The sequence below is a fragment of the Aeromonas sp. R1-1 genome (genome assembly GCF_040908495.1).
GTDB lineage: Bacteria > Pseudomonadota > Gammaproteobacteria > Enterobacterales > Aeromonadaceae > Aeromonas > Aeromonas veronii.
The window spans coordinates 47,313-55,420 of record NZ_JBFODV010000261.1; the positions used below are offsets into that span (position 1 = coordinate 47,313).

Sequence of the window (8,108 nt, forward strand, 5' to 3'; positions counted from 1 at the left end):
ATGGTGTTGAAATTTCTGACCGTTCACTCCCTCGCCCAGAATTCATCGCTGGCGGCCCAAGATATCTGCGCGCAGCTGCGCCACCATGCCGATAAGGCCCCCTCCCTGCTGTTACTCTATTTTACCCAAGCCCATGAGGGGGCGATACTGCGCGACGCGCTCAAACGCCAGTTCCCGACGACCCGTCTGCTTGGGTGCAGTTCTTGCGGTGGTGTCATGACCGAGATGGGACACCACGCCCGAGACGGATATGGGCTGGCCGTTGCTGCTCTGTACGATGAGAAAGGAGCATTCGGGGTAGCCGGTGCCAGCGGTGACGGGGTGGATGTGCGGCAGTTGCTGCGCCGAGCCATGAGCGACTGTGGTCGGCCGGGCGAGCTGCCCCAGTTGATCCTGTTTCACGCCAGTCCCGGTAAGGAAGAGGGGCTGCTGGCCGGTATCGAGGCCGAACTCGGTGCCTCGGTGCCGGTGGTCGGTGGATCTGCGGCTGATAGCAGCGTCAGCGGTGACTGGCAACTCTGCTGGGATGAGGCGGTGGCCCAGGATGGCATCGGTCTGGCGGTGCTCTATCCTGATTGCCAGCTGGCCTTTCAGTTTCATTCGGGCTATGTGCCTGCCGAATTCAGCGGCGAGATCACCACCTGCAACGGGCGGGAGGTACTCACCATCGATCATCAGCCTGCCGCCGAGGTCTATGCCCGCTGGTGCGGGCGCGAGCAGCCCTGGCCGGTGGGGGCGATTTTGCGGGAGACCACGCTCACCCCGCTAGCTCGTCAGGTGGGAGCACTGGATGGCATTCCTTACTACAAACTCTCCCATCCCGAAGCGGTGACCGAACAGGGCGGGCTGCGGCTCTTTACCGATGTGGTGCAAGGGGAGCGTCTGCTGTTGATGTACAGCAGTCAGGAAGGGTTGTTGCAGCGCAGCCTCAATGCCATGCGCGTTGAGCCAGGGTATGGGGTCGATGTGGAATTGCAGCCTATCGGCGCTCTCATCATCTTTTGTGCTGGTTGCCGTTTGGCGCTAGGTGATATGTTGTGCCAATTTGTCGAGCAGAGCCAGGCTCGCCTCGGCAAGATCCCCTTTATCACCCCCTTTACCTTCGGCGAGCAGGGGCGGCTGCCCAATGGCGAGCTGGCCCACGGCAACCTGATGGTATCGAGCGTGATTTTCCTGACCCGTTGAGTCGGCAGAACATAACAGAGCAGGCAACAAGATGATTGGCAACAGTGAACTGGAAGCCCTCGGCGACAAATTGCAGACCACGCTGGTCGACCTTATGCGTTGCCGCGAGCGCGAGGCCAAGTATCGTCACGAGTCCCAGACCCTGCTGGGCGGGGTTGCCACCCTCGCCGATGCCAAGACGCTGGAGCAGGTGCTGGAGAGCCTTATCCAGGTGCTCAAACCATTTATCGGCTTTGAACACGCGGATGTAGTGGCCTGGGAAGGGGAGCAGGGGAGTACCCACCTCAGTACCGAGCCGATGCTATCAGCCCGCAGCTGGCGTATGACCCCGGCATTTGCCCGCGCCATCTCGGGTGAAACCTTGGTGATTTACGATCCCGCCCAGCTGCCTGAGCTTGCGCCGCTGGCGAGCGAGCCGGGCTGGGCCAGCGTGATGTTGACCGGGCTGCAGGCCCCCGGTTTTACCGCCACCCTCATCTGCCGCCACGCTCGGGCGGGTACCTTCGATCTTACCAGCAAGGCCGCCATGGAGCGTTGCCGTCCGCTTATCGCCCAGGCGCTGGTCAACATCACCTATCGGGCCCGCTTGCAGGAGCAGGTTGCGGTAAAAACCGAAGCGTTGCAGGCCAGCGAACGCCGTTTTCGCAGCTTCGCCGCCATGGCTTCGGACTGGTTCTGGGAGACAGATGCCGAGCATCGCCTTAGTTACGCCTCAGAGCCGGGTTATCTGGATGAGATGACCCCGCAGGCGACCCGGCCGACCCTCTATGACTACGTCTGCAACAAGCAGAGCTGCGATGCCCAGAAATACCTGCAGCTTTTGGAGCTGCGCCAGCCGGTGCGAGGGGTGCGGATGCAGGTTGCGCTGCAACACGGCCCCTGCTGGATGGAGGTGAGTGCCGAGCCCTGCTTTGACCATGATGGCCAGTTTATCGGTTATCGTGGCACTGCCCGGGATATCAGCAACCAGATCCGCCGGGAAGAGGAGCTGGCGCGGGCACGGGATGAGGCTGAAGCGGCCAACCGTGCCAAGTCCCAGTTTCTGGCCATGATGACCCACGAGATCCGTTCGCCCATGAATGCGGTGTTGGGGATGCTCGATCTGGTGCAGCATGCCGAGCTGGCGCCGGAGCAACAGAGCCTGCTGCGCCATGCCACCCACTCGGCCAGATTGCTGCAAACCATCATCGACGACGTGCTCGATTTTTCGAAAATCGAGTCGCAAACCCTGGTGTTTCACTGCGAGACCCTGCAACCCGTCCAGCTTTGCCAATCTCTGGTCGAGCCGCTGCAAACCCGTGCCGCCGCCAAGGGGATTGTGCTGGTTTATCGGGTCGATGAGTCGGTACCCCGGGAGTTGCAGGGGGATCCGATGCGTTTGTCGCAGGTGATGGGCAATCTGCTGGACAACGCCCTCAAATTTACCGAACAGGGGCAGGTGACACTGCATCTGGGTTGGCAGGATGAGAAGCTGCTGATCTCGGTCTCCGACACCGGGATCGGGATCGCCGATGTGGATCAGGCGCTGCTGTTTGAACCCTTCTCCCAGGTCGACAACTCGGCCACCCGGCGTTTTTCCGGTACCGGCCTCGGTCTTGCCATCAGCAAGCGTCTGGTGACGCTTATGGGGGGAGAGATCCACCTGAAGAGCGAGCCGGGCAAGGGAAGCTGCTTCTGGTTCGAGCTGCCCGGTATGGCGCTGCCTTGTCATAGCCAACCGCAGCGGGAGGAGGGGGCTTCGGCACTGCTGCCACTGGATGTGCTGGTGGTGGAGGACAGCCCGGTGAACCAGTTGGTGGTGTCGCTGATGCTGCAAAAACTGGTGGGCAAGGTACGGCTGGCTGCCAATGGCCTGGAGGCGCTGGCGCAGGTGGATGAGCAGCTCCCGGATCTGATCCTGATGGATATGCGGATGCCCCTGATGGACGGACTGGAAGCCACCCGGCGCTTGCGTGAGTTGGGATGTACTATGCCTATCGTCGCCCTGACGGCCAATGCGATGGCGGAGGACAAGGCGTGCTGTCTGGCGCAGGGGATGGATGACTTTCTCGCCAAACCGATCACCTTGTCACGGCTGAGAGAGTGTTTGCAGCGTCACTTTGGTCAGCGGTTGCCGACGCGCGGATAAAAAAAATGGTCAACTTTGTGGGTTGACCAGTTCTTCAGCAAATACTGAAGAGAGCACGGGATAAATCGGGTTGTATCAATCTATATGAAAAATCTGTGCCAACTTTTTTAGACTCTTTTGTGTTCAATTTTGGCCGTTTAGCGCAGCGGCTCTCTCTTGTTATGGCGTTCTGCGTTCCTACTCACTCGCAAAATGCGAATTTCACATTTTCATTGTTGGAATAATTGCATTTTGCAACGCTGTTTTTGTCATTGTGAAATCAGGCGATGCAGGAATTTACGGGCCGCTTCGCTGTTTTGTTTGGCAATCAGCATTTGCTTTTCATAAATCGGCATCGGCAATATCTCGAGCCAGCGTTGGCAGAGCCAGGCGGCATCTTCAAAGCGCTTGTCCGGATAGAGCTCATCAAGCTCCGGATACTGTTCGAACACTTCCCGCAGGCGATTGACCAGCAGCTTGTCGTTGAAATCTGAGTGGGTGCTCGGCCAGTTGGGCAGCATCTCCACCTTGGCCCGGCGCAGGCCCATCTCGTCTGTTTCCATCTCGTGGATACAGAAGCGCTCCAGTCCCAGCACCGTCACCCCCAGCAGGCCATCATTGAGGGTGTAGAAGTCGGTCACTTTGACCCGGGTGCCCACCGGCAGAATGCGGCCGGATTGTCCCGAGGTGGTCGACTCTTCCATCACGATGCCAAAGCCCTGATCGTTGATGAATGACTCCTTGAGCATCTGCAGGTGGCGTGGCTCGAACAGACGCAGAGGAAGCTTGCCGCCCGGCAGTATGTGGGAAGGCAAGGGGAACAGTGCCAAAGGTTGTAGTTTCATGTTCCATCCTCCATTGAGTAGTTGCTGAATATGACAATGCAGCGACTGTGCCAGAGAATGAAAAAAGCCACCGGAGGGTGGCTTTTCGGGCGGTTGAGGGCGCTTAGTTGCGCTGCTCCAGATACATGACAGCCGCTTCCACGCGGCTTTGCGCCTCGAGTTTCTTCAGCAGGCTCTTCACGTGAACCTTGACCGTTCCCTCGGAGATATGGAGTACCGAGGCGACCTGTTTGTTGGAGAGGCCTTTTGCAATTTCGCGCAGGATTTGCATTTCGCGACGCGTTAAGCTTTCCAGCTTCTGCTGCAGGTGATCCAGCTCGTAGATGTTTTCGAGATAGGGGCGCAGCGGTTCGCTCAGGATCTGCTTGCCGGTCATCACGTCGGCCAGCTGGGCTAGCAGCAGATCAGGCTCGGTATCCTTGAGCAGGTAGCCATCAGCACCCGCCTTGAGCAAAGCAACCACATCCTGACGGGCATCGGAGACGGTGAGGATCACCACCCGGGAGGTGATCTCTTCGGCCCGCAGCGCCTTGAGGGTATCGAGGCCGGAGAGCCCCTTCATGTTGAGGTCGAGCAGGATCAGATCCGGCTCGGACTCTTTGGCCAGCGCCACGGCATCTGTGCCGTTGGAGGCTTCACCGGTCACCTCCATGTTCTCTTCCAGAGCCAGCAACTGCACAATCCCTTTGCGCATGAGGGGATGGTCATCTACGACCAGAACTGTGTATTTCATCTCGTCCATCAGGCGTCTCTCGCTAGACTGGTGGGAAAGGTCAGATGCACGCAGGTGCCTTGTGGTTGCTGCTCGTTGATGGTCAGCAGACCGTGCAGTTTGCTGGCGCGCTCGTTCATGATGCTCAAACCGTAATGGTTGATCGCCGAGCTGGCGAGTCCGATCCCGACACCGTCATCTGAAATCTGAACCTCAATGTTACCACTGGCGAGGGTCTCACAGCTAACATCAATCACTTGCGCGTTGGCATGTTTGATGGCATTGAGCACTGCCTCACGGATCAACTGCAAAATGTGGATATGCTGGCCCGCCTCCAGGTCGTTGTCGGCCAGTCCGTAATGGAACCGGATTTCGGCCTGGGTCTGAGGTTGCAGTTGATCGAGCATCACCCGGATCGCTTCCCCCAGATTGGCATCGCCAATGGTGAGACGGAAGGTGCCGAGCAATTCGCGCAACTGTGTATAGGCATTGCTAAGCCCCTCGTCGATCTGCTGCATCGCCTCCTGCGCCTTGTCATGTTGCCCCTTGGCGTAAGAGCGCTTGAGCAGGGTGGACTGGATCTTGAGATAGGAGAGGGCCTGCGCCAGCGAGTCGTGCAGCTCCCGGGCGATCACCGCCCGCTCCTCCATCAGCAGCAGTCGCTGCTGTTGCAGCAGGGTCTGGTCTTTGTGCAGCACCTGAGCCAGCAGCATGGTGAAGTTTTTAATCAACCGCTCATCGATGGGGTGTTGGCTGATGATGTCGAGGCGGCCGAACTCCTGCTCATCCATCTGCAGATAAAAGCTGGCCACCGCATCGAGATCGCCGGGCCAGCCGGTGCGCCCCGAGATGTAGACCGGCATGGCGTTGTGCTCGAAGCGGGTCAGCCGGATATGGTCGATATGCTGGTGGGCGGCGGCGCGGTCCAGCAGTTTGATAAGGGTACGGGTACTGAGCGGGGCGGCGTGCAGCTTCTGGGCGGTCGAGTAGAGAAACGAGAGGGTGTCGTTGGCCTGTTGCAGCTTGGCGGTTTTCTCTTCCACCTTGTTTTCCAGCTCCCGATAGAGCTTGCCCAGCTCGTCTGCCATGGTGACGAAGGCGCGCGAGAGCTCCCCCAGCTCGTTTTCGCCGTGGGCGGGCAGCTTAAGATCGAAATCCTGCCGCTGGATCTGGCGGGCACAGTAGACCAGCTGGTTGAGGGGGGCGACCACCTGCTGACGGGTGAAGCGCACCGTGAACCAGGCGATGGTGATGATGGCCAGCAGGCCGAGCCCCTCCGCCAGTGCCAGCATCCTCACCTTGAATTCCACGTGGTACTGCATCTGATTGACGAAATTGTCGATGGCCGCCACAAACTGCTCGGTGTTATCGGTGTACCGTCTGGGGGTGCGATCCTCGATGTGCTGGCGCATCACCTGCCACTGGCCGAGCACCTCGCCATAGGTGCGACGCAGGGAGGCGGGGGTGATCCAGCGCTGGGTCTCCTGCAGCTCTTCGGCGTGCAGGGTCTCTTCAAACTGGGAGAGGCGCCCCAGCACGCTGTCGCCCCGCTCGATTTCGTAGGCCATCCGGTAGGCCTGCATCCGCAGCGAACCGGAGAGGTTGATCGCCTTGGCATCGGGTACCGAGTAGAAGAGGGTGACCATGGCGACCAGCGCGATCAGGCTGGCCATGAAGAGGATCAACACCATGGCGCGGCCAATGGCACTGCTGACCGAATGGACCCTGAACCGTTTTCCCATACTGATGCGCACCTCTGAATAGTGATAAGGACCCCGCAAGATGCGTGGGAGTGTACTCCAACTTGTGTTAGCATCGAAAAACTAGATGAACTCCGAGCGGTTTTGCCTAAGTCCTAGCGATAGGGGGAAACCAGCCGTCAGCCGACGTTCGAGCTGTAAGGGTCAGGAAAGAAATGCCCTGGCCTCCCGTATTTGGAAAGGTGTTTATGTTGCCACTTGAAGATGGTTTTTCCCGTCGTTTTTACTATTTGCGTCTGTCGGTGACCGATGTGTGCAATTTCCGTTGCACCTATTGCCTGCCTGACGGTTATCGTCCCCCCGAAGGTCACAAAGCGGGGCGTCAACCCTTTCTCTCGATTGACGAGATCCGCCGCGTGGTCAGCGGTTTTGCCGCCATGGGTACCCGTAAGGTGCGCATCACGGGGGGCGAGCCCTCCCTGCGCCGCGATTTCACCGAGATCGTCAAGGTGATTGCCACCACCCCGGGCATCGAGAAAGTTGCCATGACCACCAACGGCTATCGCCTCAAGGAGCGGGCTCAGGAGTGGTTTGATGCCGGACTCAACGCGCTGAATGTCAGTGTCGACAGTCTCGACCCGCGCCAGTTTCACCAGATCACCGGCGAGAACAAGCTGGCCGAGGTGATGGAGGGGATCGAAGCAGCACTGGCCGCCGGTTTCAAATCGGTGAAGATCAATGCGGTGCTGCTCAAGGGGCTCAACGACTACCAGCTTGATGCCTTTCTGGGCTGGATCAGGTACAAGCCCATCGAGCTGCGCTTTATCGAGCTGATGCAGACCGGCGAGATGGATACCCTGTTCCGTGACCACCATGTCAGCGGCGAACAGATCAAACAGCGCTTGCTGGAGAGCGGCTGGGTGCAGCAGTTGCGGGGCACGGATGACGGTCCGGCGCAGGTCTTTATGCACCCCGATTCGCAAGGTGGGGTGGGGCTCATCATGCCCTACAGCAAGGATTTCTGTGCCGGTTGCAACCGGCTGCGGGTCTCCTCGCTGGGGAAGCTGCATCTGTGCCTGTTTGGTGACAACGGCATCGACCTGCGGGATCTGCTCGGCGCAGATGCACAATCCGATGAGCTGCAACAGCGCATTCGCGCGGCACTGGCGGGCAAGAGTGCTACCCATCGTCTCCATGAGGGCAATGCCGGTATCACCCCTCATCTCGCCTCGATCGGCGGATAACCGCAAAAAATCGCCAACGATTAAATAGCAATCCTCACATGGAGGTATTTTAACCGATACCTCCATTTTTATTGCGCTGCAAGGCTTTGATCTGGCGCAAGAATCCCCCCTGTTTATCTCCCTGGTGGTATATCCCTTACCTTGTCAGGGCCGCAATATACACCCACTCTTATAATTGGTATCAAGAATGCCAATCATGGACTCGCACTGTCCCCTTTTTCACCAGAACAGGAGTCAACATGCCGGATGAGATCGATCTTGCCCGCCGCGGCCTGTTCCGGGGGCGGCTGAGAACTGCCGAACCGCCGGTGCAGT

The 8,108-nt window shown here is 58.9% G+C and carries 6 protein-coding genes and 1 riboswitch; of the genes, 3 read left to right on the forward strand and 3 right to left on the reverse strand.

The features are described 5' to 3' along the window. Complete coding sequence (locus AB5Y92_RS17715) at positions 1-1,185, forward strand: FIST signal transduction protein (RefSeq protein ID WP_368227283.1); 1,185 nt, start codon at positions 1-3, stop codon at positions 1,183-1,185. Between the two features lie 31 nt (positions 1,186-1,216). Continuing rightward, positions 1,217-3,313, forward strand: coding sequence for an ATP-binding protein (locus AB5Y92_RS17720; protein WP_368227284.1), 2,097 nt, complete (start codon positions 1,217-1,219; stop codon positions 3,311-3,313). A gap of 248 nt (positions 3,314-3,561) precedes the next feature. Here the strand turns inward: AB5Y92_RS17720 and AB5Y92_RS17725 are convergent, their stop codons facing one another. From AB5Y92_RS17725 to narQ, 3 genes are all read right to left on the reverse strand, one after another. Then, positions 3,562-4,137 (reverse strand): LON peptidase substrate-binding domain-containing protein, encoded by a 576-nt coding sequence (locus tag AB5Y92_RS17725; protein WP_005334473.1) that lies wholly within the window; start codon positions 4,135-4,137, stop codon positions 3,562-3,564. Positions 4,138-4,240: 103 nt separating this feature from the next. Further along, the gene (gene narL / locus AB5Y92_RS17730; RefSeq protein ID WP_005334471.1) at positions 4,241-4,879 is read right to left on the reverse strand and encodes a two-component system response regulator NarL; all 639 of its coding nucleotides are present in this window, start codon (positions 4,877-4,879) and stop codon (positions 4,241-4,243) included. Next, complete coding sequence (narQ, locus tag AB5Y92_RS17735; protein ID WP_005334468.1) at positions 4,879-6,591, reverse strand: nitrate/nitrite two-component system sensor histidine kinase NarQ; 1,713 nt, start codon at positions 6,589-6,591, stop codon at positions 4,879-4,881. The genes narL and narQ overlap by 1 nt, the downstream gene beginning before the upstream one ends. Before the next feature lie 78 nt (positions 6,592-6,669). Continuing rightward, positions 6,670-6,810, forward strand: a riboswitch (molybdenum cofactor riboswitch). Between narQ and moaA the strand changes: the two genes are divergently transcribed. Continuing rightward, the gene (moaA, locus tag AB5Y92_RS17740; protein WP_100653337.1) at positions 6,798-7,793 is read left to right on the forward strand and encodes a GTP 3',8-cyclase MoaA; all 996 of its coding nucleotides are present in this window, start codon (positions 6,798-6,800) and stop codon (positions 7,791-7,793) included. Its footprint overlaps the riboswitch before it by 13 nt. Positions 7,794-8,108: the final 315 nt, after the last annotated feature.

Bases quoted from the DNA above. Each gene is read 5' to 3' on its own strand.
- AB5Y92_RS17715 (WP_368227283.1), top strand. From the start codon at position 1: ATGGTGTTGAAATTTCTGACCGTTCACTCCCTCGCCCAGAATTCATCG.
- AB5Y92_RS17720 (WP_368227284.1), top strand. From the start codon at position 1,217: ATGATTGGCAACAGTGAACTGGAAGCCCTCGGCGACAAATTGCAGACC.
- AB5Y92_RS17725 (WP_005334473.1), bottom strand. From the start codon at position 4,137: ATGAAACTACAACCTTTGGCACTGTTCCCCTTGCCTTCCCACATACTG.
- narL (WP_005334471.1), bottom strand. From the start codon at position 4,879: ATGGACGAGATGAAATACACAGTTCTGGTCGTAGATGACCATCCCCTC.
- narQ (WP_005334468.1), bottom strand. From the start codon at position 6,591: ATGGGAAAACGGTTCAGGGTCCATTCGGTCAGCAGTGCCATTGGCCGC.
- moaA (WP_100653337.1), top strand. From the start codon at position 6,798: ATGTTGCCACTTGAAGATGGTTTTTCCCGTCGTTTTTACTATTTGCGT.